This window comes from Bowmanella denitrificans (genome assembly GCF_002887595.1).
Classification (GTDB): Bacteria; Pseudomonadota; Gammaproteobacteria; order Enterobacterales; family Alteromonadaceae; genus Bowmanella; species Bowmanella denitrificans.
Map to the genome: position 1 here is coordinate 209,836 of NZ_PEBU01000003.1, position 19,076 is coordinate 228,911.

Below are 19,076 nucleotides of genomic sequence, written 5' to 3' on the forward strand. Positions count from 1 at the left end.
CATTCCTACTTAAGATCTGAAAGCTGGACTAATTATGTAAGGCGGCGATTTTACCGTTTTCTTTCGCGCTTTGCGATCTTGTTGTAGTGATGAAGGTGCAAGAATAAATCACAACTAGTTATCGGTGACTTCCCTGATATCAATTCCGGTGCCCCGCAAGGGCACCAATTCCAGTAACTTGGGTTGGTATTTTCGCCCTTTGCTGCCCTGAAGATGTCGGCGAATCTGCAAAAAACTTAGCGCAGTGACACTTGCAGTAAACACAACTGTCCAGAGCTCATGATAGACCCCAAACATTGGCAGCAATGATTCGGCAGCTAATGCTGAAGCAATCAGCACCAGCAACGGCAGCATATACATTAAGGCTGAGGCACTGAGTAAATCATCTTCAGGAATGCCCAGCTTGACTTTCTGGCCGACATTAGCCGGTTTGGTACAGCGGAATATCAACAGTTGGCTTTTCGGTGATAAGGTTTTAGCGATAGCACCGGTTCCACAATCCTGATTGGCCACACAACCACCGCAGGTGGTTTTGATCTGTGTTTCCACCCAGATATGATCCTGATCGACTTTCTTAATAACACCCAATTCTTCGATCATGGTTCGTTTCCGACAATTTGTACTGAGTTGGCAATAGCACTGGCGGTCTGCGGAGGTAATTTACCCACAACGGTAATCTCTACCGGACCTTTTTGCAGGGAAAGCAAGGTGTTGGCACCGTATTTTAACCAACCATTTTCCGAAGAACCTGGATCAACCACTTGCAGATACAATGACACATCCACCAACCCATCACTGAGCATCACATAATCAACCATCTGGCCGGTCAGAGGCAGTCTGTGCATGTCACGGCGCACTTCCACCATACCGACGGGTAACCAGTTCACCTGCCATTTCGCGGTTGTTGAATCTAAATCAGGCAAATGTACAGCTTGCGGCATTTTAGCTGCTTCAATACGGGAAAAATACTCGTCAGGCTCTGGCGTAACATGCAATGAGGTTACCTGAACCTGTTCCAGTGGCTCGCCTTGCAGGTTCATCATATCCAGTTTAAGAATAAGACCGCTGTCCTGGTCTAACCACAGGTTAAAGCCGTACCGGCTCTTGTCTTTACTGACAATACGGATTTGCTGTGCTGAGCGGCCAGATACCCGACTGCGTCCAACCATGACAAAATCATACGCATTTTGTAGCAATTCTGGCTGGCGGAACAAGGTAACGGGTAACGGACCATTAATATTGGCCGAGCGAATAGCATAGGCAGGGACATTAGGCTCGAAATAGCTGACGTGGTCACCAATGCGCACAATTTCCCGTCCTGGCCCATTTTGCAGGCTCAGGTGCTCAACCTCAATCCCCTCCATTACAGCATGCCGCCATAGATAGGGTTCGAATCCGCCATTGGCCTGAATCAATACAAAAGAAATTTGGTAATTAAGCTGCTTAAGCGCCGAGGCCATCTTGTCCAGCCAAGCCTGAGCGCTGTCATCAGATTGCGAAGCAGCGGAAAAAGAAATGCAAATTAGAAGGGCATACCACCAGCGCCGCATATTAGTTTTGCTGCGCCTCGGGCTGGGTATTCTGCTCATCAACTTTATCAAACTGATTGGCTTTTAAACGCATCTGCCGTTCATGATCGCTAAGATAGGCATTGATTCTGCGTTTCTGTTCCAGTGCATCAGTTTGCGGTAACGGCCTGGTTTGCTCCAGACTCACCGGTGACAATCCACCTTGTTGCATACCAGGCACCGCCAGGGCTGGCGCCGAATTAAAGGGTTGATCAGGCTGTGTCTGGTTGAGCTGCTGCACCCCGAGAATCATGGCCACGGCCACAGAGGCTGCAATCGCGAATTGCCCCCCCTGGCGAACCAACGGAATAACATGACCAATCACAGGTAAATCCTGGATACGTTTTTTCTGTGGTGCCAGTATTGTCGGCTCATTATCCAGCGCGGCAGCAACCTTGCTGCTGATATCGAAGTCCAGTTGAGGAGGCAGTTCTTTACGCAATCCGTCACGAATAAGGTGATAGTTGCGCCATTTTTCGACCAGTTCCTGTTCGGCCTGCATATCCAGTTCGAACCCCTGCAGGGATTCTTCACCGTCTACCAGGGCCGAGAGGTTTTCCAGTTTCTGCTGCTTCATTAAACAAAGTTCCTGATTAACGCGGGCACTTTCACGTGTCGGCTATTTCTGTAACAGGGGCTGAATGACCTTATCAATCGCTTCCCTCGCCCTGAAGATACGTGACCGTACTGTGCCCACAGGGCAATCCATAACGGTAGCGATCTCTTCATAGCTTAGTCCCTCCAGCTCACGTAGGGTAATTGCCATACGTAAATCTTCGGGCAGCTTGTCGACTGTGTCAAACAACAACTTTTCCATCTGCTCCGACATCAGCGTACGCTCAGGAGAACTGTTCTCTTTAAGCGCATCGCTGCCGTCGTAAAAATCTGCTTCCTCTGCGTCCACATCATTGGCTGGCGGCTTCCTACCTTGAGCCACCAGATAATTCTTCGCACTGTTAACGGCTATTCGATATAACCAGGTATAAAAAGCACTTTCACCACGGAAACTGGGCAATGCCCGGTATGCTTTGATAAAAGCTTCCTGAGTTACATCAGCTACATCACCAGTGTTCTTAACATATCGGGATACCAAGTGGGCGACCTTATGTTGGTACTTAATGACCAAAAAATTAAACGCGTTTTTGTCGCCCTGTTGTACTTTCTCAACCAACTGTTGATCTGTAAATTGCTCGCTCATCCGAGCCACATCCCCTCTTGAACCGCTTTTCTGATGCATTGGCTCTTGCAAGCACCTAAATAGACACGAGGTCTGAAAAAAAGTTCGAAATTATTTTTTAAACTTGCATCCAACATGAACAACGTGCGGCTGACACGTAACCAACCGCATACCAATCAAGTCGACAAGTCCCCAGCAAAAATTGGCCCGATACAGGAATTCATACCAAACCCGCAAGATATAGTATCATGCCCAAACTCAATGAAACCTGAACAGTTTACCTCATGCATCAAGCGGTTGAACATCAATGTGATCTTTTAATCATAGGCAGCGGCGCAGCAGGCCTGAGTTTGGCGTTAAAAATGGCTCAGCAGTGTCGAATCATTGTCCTGAGTAAGAGTGTTGTTGGTGAAGGTTCAACCATGTATGCACAAGGTGGCATTGCCGCGGTATTTGACGAAACCGACTCAATAGATTCCCATGTGGAAGATACCATGGTGGCTGGTGCCGGGTTGTGTGAGCGTGCCGCGGTGGAATTTACCGCTGGTAACGCTAAGCAGGCCATGCAGTGGTTGATCAATTTTGGCGTTCCTTTTGATCAGGAAACGGATGAACAAGGGGAAGCGCGCTACCACCTGACCCGCGAGGGCGGCCACAGTCACAGACGCATCTTGCATGCCGCCGATGCGACAGGTAAGGCAGTGCAAACCACTCTGATAGATGCTGTGCGTCAGCACCCCAATATTCAGTTGTTTGAGCGGTACAATGCGGTTGATTTGATCAAAAGCCGGCTAAACACCAACAGAGTGCTGGGAGCCTATACCTGGAACCGCAATCTGGAACAGGTGGAAGTGATTCGAAGTCGCTTTGTGGCACTGGCCACTGGTGGCGCCAGTAAAGTGTACCAATACACCTCCAATCCGGATGTGTCCAGTGGTGATGGTATTGCCATGGCCTGGCGAGCCGGATGCCGGGTAGCCAATATGGAATTTAATCAGTTCCATCCCACCTGCTTGTATCACCCCCAGGCACGTAATTTTCTTATTACCGAGGCCTTGCGTGGTGAAGGGGCTTACCTGACCCATGCCGACGGCACACGCTTTATGCATAAGTTTCATGAACTGGCGGAACTCGCCCCGCGTGATGTGGTGGCTCGCGCCATCGACTTTGAAATGAAGCGCTTGGGTGCTGACTGTATGTACCTGGACATTCGTCACAAGCCTGCCGACTTCGTTATAAAGCACTTCCCTACCATTTATCGCAAATGTCGCTCCCTGGGCATAGATATTACCCGTGAGCCGATTCCGGTGGTACCTGCTGCTCACTACAGCTGCGGCGGCGTGATGACAGACTTCGATGCCCGTACCGATGTTGAAAATCTTTATGCCATCGGTGAAGTGGCCTATACCGGTTTACATGGCGCTAATCGCATGGCCAGCAACTCCCTGCTGGAATGTGTGGTATTTGCCAGAGCCGCAGCCCGACATATTCAGGCCAGGCTGCAGCAGCAAGATATATACGAAGACATTGCGCCCTGGGATGAAAGCCAGGTAAGTAATTCTGATGAAGAAGTGGTAATTCAGCATAACTGGCATGAGCTTCGTCTGTTTATGTGGGATTACGTAGGCATAGTACGCACCAATAAACGCCTTGAACGGGCTATGCGCAGGATAGAATTGCTCAAGCAGGAAATTGATGAGTACTACAGTAATTTCAGAGTAGGAAACAATTTGCTGGAGCTTCGTAATCTGCTGACCGTTTCTGAGCTGATTGTGCGTTGCGCTATGTTACGCAAGGAAAGCCGCGGACTGCATTACAATCTGGACTACCCCGATCTACAGGACAACCCTCAACCATCTATCCTTATTCCTGAGCGTTATCAAGCTAGCTAAAAAACGTGCCATTAAGTGGAGGTAGGCGGAGAATTCAGACTCCGCCTCATCTCTGTGTGATATTCACATATCCGTTCAGCCTGTTACTAATGCGGCGTAACAACCGGCTGATATTTTCCGCTTAAATGCAAATCCTGACCACCGGCAGAGCCCAGGGTGAAGCTGCCACCATTCTCACCCTCTTCGGCGTGAAAACTGACTTCACAAGGTAAAAATACCGGTTTGCGAAAACTGACACTCAGGCTGTAAGCCTCTCCCAGCAATGGTGCCAGCGCGGTAATACAGCGCGCCTTACTCCACATGCCATGAATAATTTGCGATTTAAAGCCAAAGAAACGCGCCGACCAGGGATATAAGTGGATGGGGTTATAATCACCCGATACTTTGGCATACTGACGACCCAAACTGGCATCCAGATGCCAGAGTTGTCCTGCTGGTAAATTGGCTGAGCTGGAAGGTAGGCTTCTTTTCGGCAAATCCCCCTGTCTTACAAGGCTGACACTGCGCCCCTGCCAAACCATCTCCTCACCCACCTGAATATCCGTCAGCAGCGAAAACTGCCAGCCAAGCCGGTGGCGGCGCAACTTATCGAAGCGACAACTAATAGACAACTTCTCATGGCGGCTAACGGGTCGGTACTGGGTGATATGATTTTCCATATGCACCAGCCCCATGACTTTGAAAGGAAAACCTTTATCCAGCAATAAGCCGAGGTGAAGCGGTAAAGCCAGACAATGCAGCCAGCAAGGATGCACCTGTTCTTTATCCCAAGCCAACAGTTCATGATACTCATCGAGTTTATCGGAATCAGCTTTTAATCCTTCACAGCGCAATACCAATTCAGGGAGCTGCGGCGCAGGGGCCTGCTGACCAGATTTAACCGCAGCCCGAAGTAGCATGGCGGGTACTTTGGGCAAAGACTCCGGGGTAAATTGTCTGATATTCATCTGTTGCCCTCCAAATCGGGGTGAACGCCTTGGCTGATTATACGACATAAACGACGATAGTCGGCGACTGATATGGCATCGCGAAACACACAGAGGTATTGGCGCTGATGCTTATCAAATGCATCCTGCAATGAGATAAACAACAACCAGGCTGTAACCCGGCTTGAGGATGAAATCCGCATTAAGCCGGATTGTTGCTCATCCAGCCATTGCCAGTCTCCTTGCTCGGACAGACTGAAAATACGAACTTGCTGAGGTTGTTTCAAGCGACGGTACAGCAAATATAATAAAAACAATGTAACCAGTGTTTGCCAACACCATTGCCAGGGCAAAACCTGCGCTTGCCAGCACCATACTGAGGCGATCAACAGGCCGTACAAGCCCGCCAGACATCGCTGTTGTAATTCTGAATGACCTAGCTCAATCCTATACTTTGACACGATTAACTATGGTCCCGACCATAGCGGCCAGCATAGGATCATCACATTGCTGATGGCCCATTACCCAGGCAAACAGATCCGGGTCATCACAAGTCAGTAGCCGCTCAAAGGTTTCCTTGTCGTCATCGGTCAATTCACTGAACGCCTCATCAAAAAAAGGCTGAAACAGTACGTCCAACTCCAGCATGCCGCGACGACATGCCCAGCGGATCCGGTTGACTCTTTGCATCGTAAACATCCTGCCCTCTCTTTAACAACTTTGTGGGTTGCCTGCATATTAACTCAATTCACCAAACTGATCTTGTTTAACCTAAGCTTTACCCCCATGATCCCGGCATTGCTGACAATTGCTGACTTTTCATGCCTTCAATTCAATCTACTGCCAATAGCACAAGCTTACCGACAAATTTTGTCATCCCTCTTAGCCAGGTTTCCCTGCTTCAGGCCAGCGGTGAAGACAGACTGAAATATCTGCAAGGCCAGTTAACCCAGGATCTTGAGCGCTTAACCACAGATAAAGCCATGTACGCCTGCCATTGTGATGCCAAAGGGAAGGCCTGGGCTTTGTATCAGGTGTTTAGCCAAGGCGAAGAGATGTTTATGTTGAGCGACAGTGAAGCAATAGAGAAATCGCTGCCGGAGCTGAAAAAATATGCGGTATTTTCCAAAGTCGCATTAACCAAAACCGATTTAACCTGGTTTGGTATTGTCGGGCCAATTCCAGAGGCCTGGCTGACAAAGCAGGGCTGTCAGTTACCGCAAACCCATCTTGGCATCAATTGCACCGACAGGTCTGTGATCATAAGACAGGACAGCCCGGACATTCGCTATATTGTGGGTTTGCATAAACCACTGTCTACCCAGATCGTTGAGGCGCTATCAGACCATCTTTATACGGAAAATCTCTGGCAGATGCTGGATATTCAGGCCGGTTTGCCAAAACTTAATGCACAAACCAGTGCCGAGTTTGTGCCGCAGATGGTGAATATGCAGGCCCTGGATGCCATTAGCTTTACCAAAGGCTGCTATATGGGTCAGGAAACCGTGGCACGTACCCGTTACCTGGGTAAAAACAAACGGGCAGCCTACATTCTTCATGCCAGGCACGCGACCAATATGGCACCTGGCGATGCACTGGAAGTACAGCTTGAGGAAAACTGGCGCCGAAGCGGCACTGTGTTAAGCTGTGCGACGTTAAGCGAAGAGACTTGGCTGCTGGCTGTATTACCTAACGATACACAAACGGGTACCTTGCTACGCAGCAAGCAACAACCTGACGTGCTGTTCGAGGTGTTACCTCTTCCCTATTCACTTGAAAATTAAGGCTATCTATCCATGAAAATTGCCCCAAACAAAGTTGTAACCATGCACTACACCGTCAGTACCACAGAAGATGTGCAGATTGACTCTTCCCGTGACGGCAAGCCCATGAGTTTTTTGCATGGTCAGCATTTTCTGATCCAGGGGCTGGAAGACGCTCTGCTGGACAAACAAGCCGGTGATAAGTTTGTTACCGAAGTAGAACCTGCCAACGCCTATGGCGAGCGCCACGACGAACTGATCCAACTGGTTCCCAAGTCTATGTTTGAAGGTATGGACGTGGAAGTGGGTATGCAGTTTCGCGCCACCACAGATGACGGTGAACAGTCGGTGATGATCATTGATATCACCGATGACGAGGTGGTGGTAGATGGTAACCATCCGCTGTCAGGTGTGACCCTGAAATTTGATGTAGAGGTACTTGAGGTACGTGACGCCACCGAACAGGAACTGGCCCATGGCCATGTGCACGGCGAAGGCGGCTGCGGCCATTAAAGCCGGTGTCGGCAGTTGGCTGACATTCGGTGGCAGAAGGAGGCTAAGCCTCCTTTTTCTGTATATGTTCCATTAGGCCTGAAAGCATGGCAGAAATATCCCGACTATCCTGTAACCACGCTTTCCCGATGACGGGTTCAATGTACCCAATTTCCAAGCCAATATAAATCTGTGTTCTAAGTTCTCCGCATGAACCTTTGGCATAAGACAGAAACTGCAGCCTTTCCTTGTTGAATTGACGTTCCATTCCCTCAGCAATGTTACTTGGAATAGACAATCCAGAACGGGTTATCTGCTCTTTGAAGCCATAATCTTTTAACTTGGCTAATTGTTGATACAGTGAAGCGCTTAGGCGTGCTGACCGCTTCCAAACTGCCAGATCCTCAAAGGCCATTCCTTTACCCTGCCAACGAAGTAGGTTAATAACCTTAGCAAAAGTGACAAGACGCAGGGAAGAAAAAAGGCAGTTGCAGATAATGCAGCCAACTGCCTACTTCCAACTTAAGACTCAGCCTGCGGGCGCATATGCGGGAACAGGATCACGTCTTTGATGGTAGGACTGTCGGTAAACAGCATCACCAGGCGGTCGATGCCAATACCCTCACCTGCTGTTGGCGGTAAGCCGTATTCCAGCGCACGAATATAGTCATCATCGTAATGCATGGCTTCATCATCACCGGCTTCTTTCTCTTCTACCTGTTTGCGGAAACGGGCAGCTTGATCTTCGGCATCGTTGAGCTCAGAGAAACCATTAGCCAGCTCACGGCCGCCAACGAAGAATTCGAAGCGATCGGTAATAAAGGGGTTTTTATCGTTACGACGCGCCAGCGGTGACACTTCCCACGGATACTCAGTGATAAAGGTCGGCTGATCCAACTGCTCTTCGGCTGTCGCTTCGAAAATTTCGCACAGGTACTTACCTGGCCCCCAGATACCGTCTACTTCCGGCTCTTTAATATGCAGCTTCTTGGCCATGGCTTTGAGGCTGTCCATATTGTTCTGCGGGTCGCGAATGGCAGCCTCATCGGCTTCTGGCCAGTATTTCAAAATGGCATCGCCCATGCTCAGACGGGTGAAGGGCTGGGCAAAGTCATAGCGCTTTTCGCTCAGTACATTACCGTCTGCATCACGGATGGTATTAATGACTTCCGTGGTGCCTAATACATCCTGCGCCAAAGTACGCAGCATATCTTCGGTCAGGTCCATCAAATCATGATAATCCGCATACGCCTGGTAGAACTCAATCATGGTGAACTCAGGATTATGGCGGGTAGACAAGCCTTCGTTGCGGAAGTTGCGGTTGATTTCAAACACCCGCTCAAAGCCGCCCACCACCAAACGCTTCAGATAAAGCTCAGGAGCAATACGCAGATACATATCGATATCCAGTGCATTATGGTGTGTGACAAAGGGCTTGGCTGATGCACCACCTGGGATCACCTGCAACATCGGCGTTTCCACTTCCATAAAGTCACGTTCAGTCAAGAACTTACGGATGCCGTTGATAATCTTACTGCGCACTTTGAAGGTGTCGCGGGTCTGCTGACTCATAATCAAATCAACATAGCGCTGGCGGTACTTGGTTTCCTGATCAGCCAGGCCGTGGAACTTTTCAGGCAGCGGACGCAGTGACTTGGTCAGCAACTGATACTCGGCCATATCCACATACAGATCGCCCTTGCCGGACTTATGCAGCGCACCACTAACACCTATGATATCGCCGATATCCAAGGTGCCGTAACGCTGTTTAATATCCTGCTGTGTTTCTTTACTGGCATAGGCCTGAATGCGGCCTTTCATGTCCTGCAGCAGCAGGAAGGGACCGCGCTTGGCCAGTATACGACCCGCCACACTCACCTGTGTATTCAGGCTAACCAGCTCTTCTTTGTCTTTGTCACCAAAGACATCCTGCAAATCCTGACTATAGTGCTCACGGCGGAACTCATTGGGGTGACCATTGGCCGGGCAATTGCTGCGGATCTCGGCCAATTTGCCACGGCGCTCCGCAATCAATTTATTCTCATCTTGTTGCATGTCTGTCATCTGCTGTGTATTCCTGATTACTGATTGCGTTTACAGGCCGGACTTAAGGCTGGCCTGTATAAATCTGTCCAACCCACCGTCCAGTACGGCCTGGGTATTGCGGGTTTCTACCCCGGTACGCAGGTCCTTGATACGGGAGTCATCCAGCACGTAGGAACGGATCTGGCTGCCCCAGCCAATATCCGACTTGCCGTCTTCCATGGCTTGTTTCTGTTCGTTTTGCTTCATCAGTTCCATTTCATACAGCTTGGCTTTCAACTGTTTAAAGGCCTGATCTTTGTTTTTATGCTGTGAACGGTCATTCTGACACTGCACCACAATACCACTGGGTACGTGGGTTATACGTACGGCCGAGTCGGTCCGGTTTACGTGCTGCCCACCCGCGCCTGAGGCACGGTAGGTATCGATGCGTAAATCAGACGGATTGATTTCAATCTCAATATCGTCATCAATTTCCGGGTAAACGAAAGCCGAGGCAAAGGACGTGTGACGACGGTTCCCCGAGTCAAACGGTGATTTACGCACCAGGCGGTGTACACCGGTTTCGGTCCGCAACCAGCCGAAGGCATACTCGCCCTGAAAACGGATGGTGGCGCTCTTAATGCCCGCCACTTCGCCTTCAGAAACTTCAATCAGCTCGGTTTTGAAGCCGTGCTCTTCACCCCAACGCAAATACATGCGCAGCATGATATTGGCCCAGTCCTGCGCTTCTGTACCGCCGGAACCGGATTGAATATCCAGATAGCAGTCATTGGCGTCGTTAGGACCAGAGAACATACGACGAAATTCCAGATCTTCAAGCTTGGCCACCAGTTGCGCCAGCTCCGCTTCTGCTTCGTCAAAGGTCTCCTGGTCTTCGGCCTCAACCGCCAGTTCCAGCAGGCCTTCTACATCTTCGGCACCTTTTTCCAGGGCGACGATAGTGTCGACGACTTTCTCCAGGGCAACTTTTTCCTTACCCAGCCCTTGGGCCCGTTCTGGCTCATTCCAAACATCGGGACTTTCTAGTTCGCGATTGACTTCTTCTAAGCGCTCTTGCTTGCTATCGAAGTCAAAGATACCCCCTGAGCGCATTGGAGCGCTCCCGGACATTCGCCAAGGCGTTTTTTACCGGATTGATTTCAAACATAAATCAGCTATCAAATCTTGCTTACAAAGGAGGCGGATTTTAGCGGATTACGCAAAGGAATGACAGGCCCAGCGGCCTGACAATAGTTGGAATATTGGCAGGCCAGCAGCCTGCCATCCACAGAATCACAGGTTGTCAGACCAGCTCAGTATGCTCGTGCAGGACATTGAAAATATCTCTGAAACTATTGGCTTTAAGGCTGATATCCAGCGGTATGTGCAAGGCCCTGGCAATATCACTGGACGAGATCAGGCCGCGCAAATGCCCCAGTTCATCCACCAACAATATATGCTGCTCACCCAAACTACGCAGCGTATTGACCAGATCGCCGATAGTGGCATTTTTCAATTGCGCATAGCTGATACCTTGCAATTCCCGGCGTGGCACCATCACATCCTCCACCGTCAGTTCATTTCTGTCCTGCTGACGTTGATTGGCGATCATCAGTATCTTACGACTGCTTAGGTCAGCAAAGCTGACGATACCGAGAAACTGCTCATCGGCGTCCACCACCAACTTGGCCTTAACATGGCCTTTTTTCATCATAAACAGCGCCTGGTCAACAGATACGTCCTTATCTATCAGTTGGGGACTACGGCGGGTAAAATCTGTTACTACTTTAACGGCAGCACTATCAAGGTTTAACGGCTCAACGCTTTCGGTAGAGCAAAACTGGGTCACCTGGCCTAAAGCCTGGGTTTTCAATATTTTATTTGTCATTTTGGATTCTCCAACAAACTGAACGTCGCCCGCTCGCTAAGAAACCGAGGTTTAAGTATAGGCGATACGGGGTAAATTTTTTATGGTTCAGCTTGCCAGAGGTGGAGCCCGCGGCTGTGGTAGCCCAATACTGGCGGTGTATACGGCTTGAGGGGATGCAGGAACGAATAAGTAGGGCTGGGTTAGAGCGCTAACGTTCGATACTGAGCCGACCAGACTGGAGTCGTCTTTGTCCAGATCCGTTTGCAACAGCTGTGCGTCAGCATATTGCGTAACAGTGAGCACAGATGAATCGCTGACGGAACGGGTAACACCTGCACTGTTACCCAGCCAACAAACCAGCAAACACAACGCCGTTGTAAAAAGACTAAAGTAACGAGGCCGGTATACAGCTTGACGCACGTGGCGGTACCGAAGAATGCTCATAACTTCAATATGGAGCAACTGGCTAAAAACTCAATAGCTCTCGGTTAAATTGTATAAAATTTGAGTTTACAGCCAGCCTTTGCGCCTGAACCAGACAATCTGCAATCCACAAACCAACACCAACAGGGCAATAAACACCCCAAAGCCCAATGGGTTCTCGGCACCAGGAATGCCCCCGACATTAATGCCAAGCAACCCGGTCAGAAAGCCCAAAGGTAAGAAGAACGCGGCCACAATAGACAACACATACATGCGACTGTTCATCTGCTCGGCCAGATGATTACCTATTTCTTCCTGAGTAACGGCAGCCCTTTCACGCACCGCATCCAGGTCTTCCACATGGCGCATTAAGCTGTCCAGGGTTTCCTGAAAACTTAATCGTACATCGCGGCTAAACCAATCGATACGGTCAGACAACAACTGAGAGATGGCTTCACGTTGCGGCGCCAAATAGCGCCTTAGAGAGATAATCTGCCGCCGCACCCGACCAAGTTCGGCGCGCATCTGGGCATTTTGCTGCTCCAGCGCCTGCTCTTCGAACTCAGCCACCTGATCTTCGAAATAATCCACCGTGTCAGACATTCTGGCCACCAGTCTGGACAATAAACTGGCCAGTACTTCATCGGTGCGAGCCGGGCCCTGCCCGGCTTTTAATTCATTGGCAACATCGGTGACAGAGAGCAAACGACGTTTTCTGGTGCTGATGATGCGCCCTGGTTCAACCCACAGCCGTATCGATACCATATCGTCGGGATCGGCGCCGGGATTTAAGTTGACGCCACGCAAGGCCAGCAACAAACCGTTGTCGATACGAATGGTTCTGGGGCGGGTTTCACCGGTAAGTAATGCATCGGTGACCACGGGATTAAGGTCAGCCCCCTGCTCCAGCCACTCAATACTTTGCGGCTGGCTATAATCCAGATGCACCCACAACACCCCGTCCTGCGGCTGCCAGTTTTTCACTCCTTGCCAATCCAATACCGACGCACCGCCTTTGCCATCCAGCAGCAGTGCGTGAATCAAGGCCTCATCTTGCATAAAACGGCTCCTTAACGGCTTAGCTTATTCAGGGTGTCCACCAGCTCTACAGCCAATTTGCTGATAGCCTGTTGCTGCTCAGCGTCTTTTAACTGCCCCTGTTCGGTGAATGCAGAGCCCGCCTGACCAATGGCTCGCTGCCCCGGCAGCACCATCACGCCAATGTTTTGTAACAGCATTCTTAAAAATACCAGGCCGCGTAAGCCCCCCAACGCACCTGGCGCACAAGACATAATGGCCGCCGTTTTGCCACGGTAGGCAATAAGCGGCGCCTCACCAGGTTCAGCAGCTCTGGACGCCCAATCAATGGCATTTTTAAGTAGCGGGCTAAAAGCACTGTTGTATTCAGGTGACGCAATCAGCAGCCCGTCATGCTCAATTAACAGTTGCTTAAAGGCCATCGCAGATTCGGGCAGCCCTTGTTCATCCTGTAAATCCTGGTTATAGATTGGCATAGGATAATCGCCAAGATTAATCAGCGTGACCTCGGCACCAGCCTGCCTGGCGGCATCAGCGGCAATGCTTACCAGCTTTTGATTAAATGAATCCTTACGGCTGCTGCCGGAAAAAGCCAGAATACGTGGCATAGTGTGCATCTCAATTTGCGTTAAGGAACTGTCAGCTTAACCTTGCTGGTTACAATTACCAACCGGTCAGATGCAAGACACAGTACAATCCAGAACTGGCTCAGAAAAAAGCCAGTGGTTGATAGGGCAGCATAATGAGGCGTGGGGCTATTCGTCGCCTTTGCTCATACCGTATTTGCGCATTTTTTCAACTAACGTAGTACGGCGCATGCCCAACACTTCGGCGGCCCGGGCCACCACCCATTCCTGCTGTTCCAGTGCCTGGGTAATTAAACTAACCTCCAGCTCAGCCAGGTATTCTTTCAGGTTTAATCCCTGTTCTGGCAATGCCTGGGACTGCCCGTTGACTTCCGGGTCTTCGACTTGACTGAAGCCGGTATCATCGGCTTCGTCATCTTCTTCGGTAAAATCACCAAACAAGGCATTAATGGCTTCGCGTTCCAGCAATTCTTCCGGATACTCAGGTTCATAATCATCGGCCTGATGGTGCTGGTATTTATGCGGTAAATCACTAACGTCCACCACTTTATCCGGGTAAAGAATCAGCAGGCGTTCCACCAGATTCGACAATTCACGAACATTGCCGGCCCAGTGATGCTCCATCAGGGATTTCAACGCACCTTCGGTAAACTTGATGCTGCGCCCGGACTCACTCAGGGCACGGGACACCAGTTCCTGCAACAACAGCGGAATATCTTCTTTACGCTCACGCAATGGCGGGCTTTCGATAGGAAACACATTTAACCGGTAGTACAAATCTTCACGGAATTTGCCGTCGGTGATCATATTTTCCAGATCGCGGTGGGTGGCAGCAATCACCCGCACATCACATTGAATAGGCTTAGTGCCGCCAACTCGCTCGTAACTGCGTTCCTGTAGCACCCGCAGCAGCTTAACCTGCATTTGCAGCGGCATATCGCCAATTTCATCCAGAAATAACGTGCCACCTTCGGCCAGTTCAAACCGGCCTTTTCTTGAATTCACCGCGCCGGTGAATGCCCCCTTTTCATGCCCGAACAGTTCACTTTCCAGCAGTTCACCAGGAATGGCACCACAATTGACCGGAATAAACGGCCCTTCACGACGATTAGACAAGTAATGTACATTTCGCGCCACCACCTCTTTACCGGTGCCGGATTCCCCCAACACCAGCACATTGGCATCGGTTGGTGCCACCTGCTCAATCATATGGCGCACCAACTGCACGCCGCTGCTTTTACCTATCAGACTGCGAAACAGTTTTGTTTTGTTATGTACCGCGCCACCCTGGCTGGGGCGGCGCTGCAGGTATTCCTGACAGCGATGTAACATCTGGGTCAGTTGGGGATAGGTTACCGGCTCTGGTAATACGCCCACCAGGTTGCCCTGATGTTCCATACCATCGGCCCCCACCATAATAAAGGGCTGAGCCGGATGCAGCCGTAACAGTTTATCGTTAAGTTCGCCGCTATCGGCATCCAGCAACACACAGGCATAGGGGCCCTGCTTAGCCAGATAGTCAAAGGCCTGGTCGGGCGTAACGCAATCGCAGTGTTCGCCCATAAAGGTGAGTACCGTCTGAAGACTTATCCGGCGAGCCTCCAGCCCACTGATAATCAGAATTTTACTCATACCTTAGCGACCTCAAAGTTGCGGACAACCCACGCGTGACATTAAACCTGACTGAAATGGCATTCAGCCCTCGATAAAGAAACGGATAACTATTTGATATCTTTGTATCCGACATTCTACCCTTGGATTTTAACCATTACCCGGTCAATCGCAACCTGAGAGATTCAGGTTTGTGATCAAGCGCTTAAGAACCGCACAAAAAATCGTCTGGAACGATTTTTGACATCAGCTGTTTAATGATGGCCCGCAGGGCAACCGACAAGGATGTTGGTTGCAAAATTTCATCTGGAATGAAATTTGACGCCAGTAGTCTAATGGCGGCCCAAAGGGCTGTTACAAATCGCCAGGAGCGATTTTTGACATCAGCTGTTTAATGATGGTCCGAAGGGCAACCGACAAGGATGTTGGTTGCAAAAAATCATCTGGAATGAAATTTGACGCCAGTAGTTTAATGGCGGCCCGAAGGGCTGTTACCAGGGACGGTAACAGCAAAAAATCGCCAGGAACGATTCTTGACGCCAGTAGTTTAATGGCGGCCCGGAGGGCTGTTACCAGGGACGGTAACAGCAAAAAAATCACCAGGAACGATTTTTGACGCCAGTAGTTTAATGGCGGCCCGCAGGGTCTCCTGCATGGATGCAAGGAGACAAAAAATCGCCCGGAGCTATTTTTGACATCAGCAGTCTAGTGTCGGCCCGCAGGGCTGTTACCAGGGACGGTAACAGCAATAATCCATCTGAAACGACGCCCCCCAATCCCAAAACCACCAACAGATTCGACAAATCCCCGTTGTATCGGTCAAAATACCCCAAATAGCCAAGGCCAAGCCTGTTCAGGAAGTGCTCCATTGAATTACCTAGATATTGCCAAAGACGTTTTTGACATCGAAGCCCAGGCTATCAGCCAACTGTCAGACAAGCTGGATAGTCAATTCAGCCAGGCCGTAGAAAACATACTCAGCACTAAAGGCCGGGTGGTGGTCTGCGGTATGGGCAAATCGGGGCAGATCGGCAGAAAAATTGCCGCAACCCTGGCCAGTACCGGCACCCCCAGCTTTTTTATGCATCCGGGCGAAGCCTACCATGGCGATCTGGGAATGATTGCCAAGGAAGATATTTTTGTCGCTATTTCCAATTCCGGCGAAACAGAAGAACTCGTCAAACTGCTGTCGTTTTTAAAAGAAAACGGTAACTTTCTGATTGGCATGACCGGGAACGCCACTTCCAGCCTGGGCCGGGCTGCTAATGCGGTATTAAATGTGGGGGTGGAAAAAGAAGCCTGTCCATTGCAACTGGCCCCCACCGCCTCCACTACTGCCACCCTGGCCATGGGCGATGCTTTAGCGGTAACGCTGATGAAGGCACGGGATTTTAAACCCGAAGAATTTGCCCGTTTTCATCCCGGCGGCAGTCTGGGCCGACGTCTGCTTGCCCGCGTGCAGGATGAAATGATCAAAGACCATCTGCCGTTAGTTAAAACCAGCGCCAGCTTTGCCGACATCGTCGATGCCATTAGCGGTGGTCAGCAAGGCATAGCTATTGTCGAGGCAGACAAGGGCTATGGCATTATCACAGACGGTGATATCCGTCGCGGTTTTACCCGCTATAAAAAAGACGTGTTCGATTTAACTGCCGCACAGATGATGACGCTCAATCCCAAGAGCATCGACATCAATGCCAAAATGGCCGAAGCTTTTGCCCTGATGGAGAAAAACCGCATTACCTCTTTGCTGGTATTGGACAACGGCAAACTGGCCGGTATTGTGAAGAAATAACGATGGACGACGCACTGACCCGCCTTCAAGATTTCTTTGCTTGCCAACCTAGTGTGCAAGTAGCCTGGCTGTACGGCTCCAGAGCAAGAGAAGACTGGACAGCAGATAGTGACTTTGATATTGCCCTGGCTCTGCAACCTGATTTTATTGGCAACTACGAGCATCTTGACGAATTGCGCTATCAGTTACAGCAACAGTTCACAGAGCCGGTTAGCCTGGTAGATATAAACAGGGCCCCAGTGCCTCTGGCCCTGAATATCATAAACGAGGGGAGCCTGTTGTTGTGTCGCGATAGTTTGCGTTTACGAAGAGAACAACAGCGCTGCTGGTCTATGTGGGAAGAATATAAATATGAACATGAAAAACACCGGCATTGACTATCAGGCTTATATTTACGCTCTTACCGAACAGGTAGAACAGCACATTCATGGGCTGGATGAATTGGCCGAGCAAAGCCTGCACGGCAGCCTGTCATTTAACCAGAGAAGCGCTACTGAGCGTAACCTGCAAGTACTGACCGAAGCAGTTATTGGTGTCAGCAAACATCTGCTCAAAGCGAAGGGATTGCCGGTACCATCTGAAGCACGTGCTGCGGTAGAACGTATTTATGAGCATCTTGCCCTGATGACACCGGATATTAAAGCCATTCGGGGTGCGATAGCCCTAAGAAATGCCATAGTGCATGATTACTTGAATCTGGACTGGGATCGGATTTTGCCCGTTTTGCAAGAGCGGCGCTATGTGGTGTTGCACGAACTGGTGACGCTACTTTGCTCAGAGCTGGGGAAAAACAAACAATAACGCCGCAACAAGTGCGGCGTTTTCATATTTCAAAATGCAAGGTTTAGCCAAGCAGCGCCAGCACCTGGCCTTTTTGCTGGTTAGCCTGGGCCTGCACGGCAATGGATGCCTGCCCCAATATATCATTGGCCGCTTTATCTGCTGAGCCCTGTGCATAATCCAGGTCCTGCAACCGACTTCTGGCCGCCTGCACATTCACTTCAGTATTAGCCAGATTACGTGCGGCACTTTCAAACTGATTCTGAGTGGCACCCAGGTCAGCCCGGGCAGAGCCAACATACTCAACTGCACTGTCAGCAACCTCTAAGGCATCAGAGGCACCTTTGGCGGTGCTGATATCAATATTCAGCACATCACTCAAACCACCGGCAATATCTTTGGTGCCAACACTGATGGACTGCCCTGAATTGGCACCCACCAGAAAATCTACATTGCCTTCACCAGAAAGCAGCGGCTTACCAGCAAATTCGGTTTGGTCGATGGTCTGCTTAATATTGTCTTGCAGCTGCGACACTTCTTTTTGCAGTGCCTTACGGTCCGCATCGGTCAAAATGCCACTTCCGGCCTGCACAGACAGTTCGCGAATACGGTTAACATCATTGCTAATGCCAGACAACCCGCCTTCAGCCACCTGGGCCAAGGACACGCCGTCGTAGGCATTGTTATAGGCCTGACGCACACCGGATGTTTGCGACGTCAAACGATCAATAATCTGCTGGGCCGCCGCATCGTCAGCAGCACTGTTCACCCGCTTACCGGAAGCCAGCTTTTCAAACAGCGAATTCTGCTTCTGCTGTACTTGTTGCAGCAAAGATGCATTGGATTTGGTACTGTTAATCTCTAACATAAGCCCCCCTCAAACCTCAGCCTTAAGAATAGCAGAGGGTTGGTGGGAAAGTAAGCGATGCGCTGTCGCAATAGTATGGAAGATTATACTTTGTTATACACTTTATAGACTAAAGTTGTTGTTCAGTCAGAACCAAGCTCCAAAATTGTGTAAGTTTGTACCTCAAGAAAACTCCAAAATCTGCCGATATTATGAAGGTCCTCACAGAAACAAGTGATATACCAGAGATAGTGGTTGACGTTACAAGGTGTTTATAGCTGA

21 protein-coding genes are annotated in these 19,076 nt (G+C 50.0%); 6 read left to right on the top strand and 15 right to left on the bottom strand.

The window, feature by feature from the left end; genetic code table 11:
• Positions 1–114: 114 nt before the first annotated feature.
• Genes CSR04_RS07670 through rpoE form a run of 4 tightly spaced genes read right to left on the bottom strand, consistent with a single transcriptional unit; the run spans position 115 to position 2,766 of the window.
• The gene (locus tag CSR04_RS07670) at positions 115–600 is read right to left on the bottom strand and encodes a SoxR reducing system RseC family protein (protein ID WP_102795684.1); all 486 of its coding nucleotides are present in this window, start codon (positions 598–600) and stop codon (positions 115–117) included.
• Positions 597–1,550 (bottom strand): MucB/RseB C-terminal domain-containing protein, encoded by a 954-nt coding sequence (locus CSR04_RS07675; protein WP_102795685.1) that lies wholly within the window; start codon positions 1,548–1,550, stop codon positions 597–599. The genes CSR04_RS07670 and CSR04_RS07675 overlap by 4 nt, the downstream gene beginning before the upstream one ends.
• Position 1,551: 1 nt before the next feature.
• Positions 1,552–2,145, bottom strand: coding sequence for a sigma-E factor negative regulatory protein (locus tag CSR04_RS07680; RefSeq protein ID WP_102795686.1), 594 nt, complete (start codon positions 2,143–2,145; stop codon positions 1,552–1,554).
• Positions 2,146–2,187: 42 nt separating this feature from the next.
• Positions 2,188–2,766: an RNA polymerase sigma factor RpoE gene (gene rpoE / locus CSR04_RS07685; RefSeq protein WP_102795970.1), complete on the bottom strand. Its 579-nt coding sequence runs from the start codon at positions 2,764–2,766 to the stop codon at positions 2,188–2,190.
• Between the two features lie 263 nt (positions 2,767–3,029).
• Here rpoE and nadB point away from each other — a divergent pair, with 263 nt between their 5' ends.
• The gene (gene nadB, locus CSR04_RS07690) at positions 3,030–4,637 is read left to right on the top strand and encodes an L-aspartate oxidase (protein WP_102795687.1); all 1,608 of its coding nucleotides are present in this window, start codon (positions 3,030–3,032) and stop codon (positions 4,635–4,637) included.
• Between the two features lie 86 nt (positions 4,638–4,723).
• Here nadB and CSR04_RS07695 read toward each other — a convergent pair whose 3' ends face one another.
• The 3 genes from CSR04_RS07695 to CSR04_RS07705 are packed head-to-tail and all read right to left on the bottom strand — an operon-like array spanning position 4,724 to position 6,262.
• Positions 4,724–5,584: a MaoC family dehydratase gene (locus CSR04_RS07695; protein ID WP_172449278.1), complete on the bottom strand. Its 861-nt coding sequence runs from the start codon at positions 5,582–5,584 to the stop codon at positions 4,724–4,726.
• Positions 5,581–6,024 carry a protein YgfX gene (locus CSR04_RS07700; protein WP_146027125.1) on the bottom strand — a complete coding sequence of 148 codons (444 nt, stop codon included), beginning with the start codon at positions 6,022–6,024 and terminating at the stop codon, positions 5,581–5,583. Before CSR04_RS07700 ends, CSR04_RS07695 begins: the two co-directional genes overlap by 4 nt.
• Positions 6,011–6,262 (bottom strand): FAD assembly factor SdhE, encoded by a 252-nt coding sequence (locus tag CSR04_RS07705; RefSeq protein WP_102795690.1) that lies wholly within the window; start codon positions 6,260–6,262, stop codon positions 6,011–6,013. Before CSR04_RS07705 ends, CSR04_RS07700 begins: the two co-directional genes overlap by 14 nt.
• A gap of 122 nt (positions 6,263–6,384) precedes the next feature.
• Here CSR04_RS07705 and ygfZ point away from each other — a divergent pair, with 122 nt between their 5' ends.
• Positions 6,385–7,347 carry a tRNA-modifying protein YgfZ gene (gene ygfZ, locus CSR04_RS07710; RefSeq protein ID WP_102795691.1) on the top strand — a complete coding sequence of 321 codons (963 nt, stop codon included), beginning with the start codon at positions 6,385–6,387 and terminating at the stop codon, positions 7,345–7,347.
• Positions 7,348–7,359: 12 nt separating this feature from the next.
• A complete protein-coding gene (locus CSR04_RS07715) occupies positions 7,360–7,839 on the top strand; it encodes an FKBP-type peptidyl-prolyl cis-trans isomerase (protein ID WP_102795692.1) in 480 nt (159 codons plus the stop codon).
• Positions 7,840–7,882: 43 nt separating this feature from the next.
• Here the strand turns inward: CSR04_RS07715 and CSR04_RS07720 are convergent, their stop codons facing one another.
• From CSR04_RS07720 to CSR04_RS07750, 7 genes are all read right to left on the bottom strand, one after another.
• Complete coding sequence (locus CSR04_RS07720; protein WP_102795693.1) at positions 7,883–8,233, bottom strand: four helix bundle protein; 351 nt, start codon at positions 8,231–8,233, stop codon at positions 7,883–7,885.
• A gap of 107 nt (positions 8,234–8,340) precedes the next feature.
• On the bottom strand, positions 8,341–9,882 hold the full coding sequence (gene lysS / locus CSR04_RS07725; protein ID WP_102795694.1) for a lysine--tRNA ligase: 1,542 nt from the start codon (positions 9,880–9,882) through the stop codon (positions 8,341–8,343).
• 30 nt (positions 9,883–9,912) lie between these two features.
• Positions 9,913–11,011 (bottom strand): peptide chain release factor 2 gene (gene prfB, locus CSR04_RS07730; protein ID WP_102795695.1). Its coding sequence is split into 2 segments (ribosomal slippage): positions 9,913–10,935 and positions 10,937–11,011, totalling 1,098 coding nucleotides; the frame shifts between segments, so codons are not numbered across the junction.
• 135 nt (positions 11,012–11,146) lie between these two features.
• Positions 11,147–11,731, bottom strand: a complete 585-nt coding sequence (locus CSR04_RS07735; protein ID WP_102795696.1) for a CBS domain-containing protein — start codon at positions 11,729–11,731, stop codon at positions 11,147–11,149.
• 492 nt (positions 11,732–12,223) lie between these two features.
• Positions 12,224–13,195, bottom strand: a complete 972-nt coding sequence (gene zntB / locus CSR04_RS07740; protein WP_102795697.1) for a zinc transporter ZntB — start codon at positions 13,193–13,195, stop codon at positions 12,224–12,226.
• Between the two features lie 11 nt (positions 13,196–13,206).
• Positions 13,207–13,782, bottom strand: a complete 576-nt coding sequence (locus tag CSR04_RS07745) for an NADPH-dependent FMN reductase (protein WP_172449297.1) — start codon at positions 13,780–13,782, stop codon at positions 13,207–13,209.
• Between the two features lie 147 nt (positions 13,783–13,929).
• Entirely contained in the window at positions 13,930–15,393 is a 1,464-nt protein-coding gene (locus CSR04_RS07750) for a sigma-54-dependent transcriptional regulator (protein WP_102795699.1), read from the bottom strand.
• An 847-nt stretch (positions 15,394–16,240) separates the two neighbouring features.
• On the opposite strand from CSR04_RS07750, the gene CSR04_RS07765 reads away from it, so the two are divergent.
• The 3 genes from CSR04_RS07765 to hepT are packed head-to-tail and all read left to right on the top strand — an operon-like array spanning position 16,241 to position 17,968.
• Complete coding sequence (locus tag CSR04_RS07765) at positions 16,241–17,167, top strand: KpsF/GutQ family sugar-phosphate isomerase (RefSeq protein WP_102795702.1); 927 nt, start codon at positions 16,241–16,243, stop codon at positions 17,165–17,167.
• A gap of 2 nt (positions 17,168–17,169) precedes the next feature.
• The gene (mntA, locus tag CSR04_RS07770) at positions 17,170–17,544 is read left to right on the top strand and encodes a type VII toxin-antitoxin system MntA family adenylyltransferase antitoxin (RefSeq protein WP_102795703.1); all 375 of its coding nucleotides are present in this window, start codon (positions 17,170–17,172) and stop codon (positions 17,542–17,544) included.
• A complete protein-coding gene (gene hepT / locus CSR04_RS07775) occupies positions 17,519–17,968 on the top strand; it encodes a type VII toxin-antitoxin system HepT family RNase toxin (RefSeq protein ID WP_102795704.1) in 450 nt (149 codons plus the stop codon). Before mntA ends, hepT begins: the two co-directional genes overlap by 26 nt.
• 43 nt (positions 17,969–18,011) lie before the next feature.
• Here the strand turns inward: hepT and CSR04_RS07780 are convergent, their stop codons facing one another.
• Complete coding sequence (locus CSR04_RS07780) at positions 18,012–18,815, bottom strand: flagellin N-terminal helical domain-containing protein (RefSeq protein ID WP_102795705.1); 804 nt, start codon at positions 18,813–18,815, stop codon at positions 18,012–18,014.
• Positions 18,816–19,076 lie beyond the last annotated feature (261 nt).

Excerpts from the sequence above, each read along its gene's own strand:
- hepT (WP_102795704.1), top strand. The coding sequence starts at position 17,519 with ATGAACATGAAAAACACCGGCATTGACTATCAGGCTTATATTTACGCT.
- CSR04_RS07680 (WP_102795686.1), bottom strand. The coding sequence starts at position 2,145 with ATGAAGCAGCAGAAACTGGAAAACCTCTCGGCCCTGGTAGACGGTGAA.
- rpoE (WP_102795970.1), bottom strand. The coding sequence starts at position 2,766 with ATGAGCGAGCAATTTACAGATCAACAGTTGGTTGAGAAAGTACAACAG.
- mntA (WP_102795703.1), top strand. The coding sequence starts at position 17,170 with ATGGACGACGCACTGACCCGCCTTCAAGATTTCTTTGCTTGCCAACCT.
- nadB (WP_102795687.1), top strand. The coding sequence starts at position 3,030 with ATGCATCAAGCGGTTGAACATCAATGTGATCTTTTAATCATAGGCAGC.
- CSR04_RS07720 (WP_102795693.1), bottom strand. The coding sequence starts at position 8,233 with ATGGCCTTTGAGGATCTGGCAGTTTGGAAGCGGTCAGCACGCCTAAGC.
- CSR04_RS07780 (WP_102795705.1), bottom strand. The coding sequence starts at position 18,815 with ATGTTAGAGATTAACAGTACCAAATCCAATGCATCTTTGCTGCAACAA.
- CSR04_RS07675 (WP_102795685.1), bottom strand. The coding sequence starts at position 1,550 with ATGCGGCGCTGGTGGTATGCCCTTCTAATTTGCATTTCTTTTTCCGCT.
- CSR04_RS07715 (WP_102795692.1), top strand. The coding sequence starts at position 7,360 with ATGAAAATTGCCCCAAACAAAGTTGTAACCATGCACTACACCGTCAGT.
- zntB (WP_102795697.1), bottom strand. The coding sequence starts at position 13,195 with ATGCAAGATGAGGCCTTGATTCACGCACTGCTGCTGGATGGCAAAGGC.
- CSR04_RS07745 (WP_172449297.1), bottom strand. The coding sequence starts at position 13,782 with ATGCCACGTATTCTGGCTTTTTCCGGCAGCAGCCGTAAGGATTCATTT.
- CSR04_RS07695 (WP_172449278.1), bottom strand. The coding sequence starts at position 5,584 with ATGAATATCAGACAATTTACCCCGGAGTCTTTGCCCAAAGTACCCGCC.
- CSR04_RS07670 (WP_102795684.1), bottom strand. The coding sequence starts at position 600 with ATGATCGAAGAATTGGGTGTTATTAAGAAAGTCGATCAGGATCATATC.
- CSR04_RS07735 (WP_102795696.1), bottom strand. The coding sequence starts at position 11,731 with ATGACAAATAAAATATTGAAAACCCAGGCTTTAGGCCAGGTGACCCAG.
- CSR04_RS07750 (WP_102795699.1), bottom strand. The coding sequence starts at position 15,393 with ATGAGTAAAATTCTGATTATCAGTGGGCTGGAGGCTCGCCGGATAAGT.
- lysS (WP_102795694.1), bottom strand. The coding sequence starts at position 9,882 with ATGACAGACATGCAACAAGATGAGAATAAATTGATTGCGGAGCGCCGT.
- ygfZ (WP_102795691.1), top strand. The coding sequence starts at position 6,385 with ATGCCTTCAATTCAATCTACTGCCAATAGCACAAGCTTACCGACAAAT.
- CSR04_RS07705 (WP_102795690.1), bottom strand. The coding sequence starts at position 6,262 with ATGTTTACGATGCAAAGAGTCAACCGGATCCGCTGGGCATGTCGTCGC.